Below are 1,716 nucleotides of genomic sequence, written 5' to 3' on the forward strand. Positions count from 1 at the left end.
GTCGAGCGCCTGGCCCAGGCGCAGGCGCGCGCCCTGCTCGGCGGAAACACGCCCGTCGCGGTTGTCCAGGGTCTGGCCGTCGAGGGTCAGCTGGCCCTTGCCGCGCAGCAGGCCCTGGGCCTGGTTGATGACTTCGGCCACCGTCAGCGACAGGTTGGTTTCGGCCAGGACCTGGCCGCCGGTGTTGTCCAGGCGCTGGCCGGTCAGGCTCAGCGCCTTGGCCGCGGACAGCTCACCGCCACGGTTGTCGACGCTGCCCACGGTCAGGCGCATGCCCTGCCCGGCGCCCAGCACGGCGCCCTGGCGGTTGACCAGCGAACCGCCCTTGAGGGTCAGCTTGCCGTCGGCGGACAGCTTGCCGCCGAGCTGTTCCAGGCGCGTGACCTGCCCATCGAGATCGCCACCGCTGGTCAGGCTGCCACCGCTGTTGTCCAGGTGCGCAGCGACCAGGTCCAGATTGCCCTTCGCACCGAAGATGCCGAGCTGGTTGAGCAGTTCGGTGCCATTGAAGCGCACCCCGGCCTGGCCGCTGACCAGGCCCTGGTCGCGGTTGTCGAGCTGGTCGATGGTCAGCGTAATCGCGCCATCACCCTCGATCTTGCCGCCGCGGTTGTCCCAATGCTGGCCATGCAGGGTCAGCAGGTCCTTGCCCTGCAACCGGCCACCACGGTTGTCCAACTGCCCCGCGTCGATATCCGTGGCACCCTGGCCATTCACCAGGCCCTTGGCCTGGTTGTCCAGCAGGCCGCTGACCTTGGCGGTCAGCGTGCCATCGCTGAGCAGCTTGCCCTGCTCGCGGTTGTCGAGGCTGGCGGCGTTCAGCGTCAGTGCCTTGCCGGCAGCCAGCACACCTTGGCGATTGTCCAGCGCCTGGGCGACCACCAGTTCCAGCGCCCCACCCGTGACCGTACCCTCACGGTTGTCGAGGTTGCCCGCCTTTACCTGGCCGTGGCCGGTGCTGGAGATCTCGCCGTGCTGGTTGTCGATGGCTGCGCGGGTGGTCAACACCAGGCCGGACTTGCTGGTGACCACGCCGCCCTGGTTGTGCAACGCCAGGGCCTGGATATCCAGGCCGTCGGCCGAGACCAGGCCATCCAGGTTGTCGAGCAACTGGTCGAGGCGCACGGTCAGGGCCTGCTCGCTGTAGAACTTGCCACCGGTGTTGTCGAGGCTGCGACCCGTCAGGGTGAAGGCCCCCTTGCTGGAGATCTCGCCACGCTGGTTGTCGATATCGGCCATCTGCCGCAGATGCAGCTGGTTGGCGACGATCTCACCGTCGCGGTTGTCCAGCCGGCCATGGTTCAGGTCGAGGGTCAGCTCGGTGACGCTGCTCAGATGGCCACCTTGCTGGTCGAGCCGCCCGACATTGACGCTGACCGCCTGGTTGCCGCTGATATGGCCACCCTGGCCGTTGTTCAGGGCCTGGGCGGTCAGGTCGAGGGCGGTCTGGCTGGCGATCCGGCCGGTCCGGTTGTCGACCAGGCCCTGGCTGGTGACGGTAATGCCCCGATTGGCCAGGACCTTGCCATTGCGGTTGTCCAGGCTACCGAGGTTCAGGGCCAGGGCATCGAGGCTGGACAGCTCGCCAGCCAGGTTGTCGAGATGCGCCCAGGTGGCCTTCAGTGCCCCTTGGCTGATGATCTGGCCACGATCGCTGTTGAGCAGTTGCCCGCCGGTGAGGGTCATGCGCCCGTCACCGACAACCTTGCCCTGCTC

1 protein-coding gene is annotated in these 1,716 nt (G+C 67.7%); it reads right to left on the bottom strand.

From position 1 onward, the window contains the following. A partial coding sequence (locus POF53_RS25845; protein ID WP_498970041.1) for an autotransporter outer membrane beta-barrel domain-containing protein occupies positions 1-1,716 on the bottom strand: 1,716 nt, incomplete at both ends.

Origin of the sequence: Mitsuaria sp. RG, assembly GCF_028369275.1 — a bacterium.
GTDB lineage: Bacteria > Pseudomonadota > Gammaproteobacteria > Pseudomonadales > Pseudomonadaceae > Aquipseudomonas > Aquipseudomonas peradeniyensis.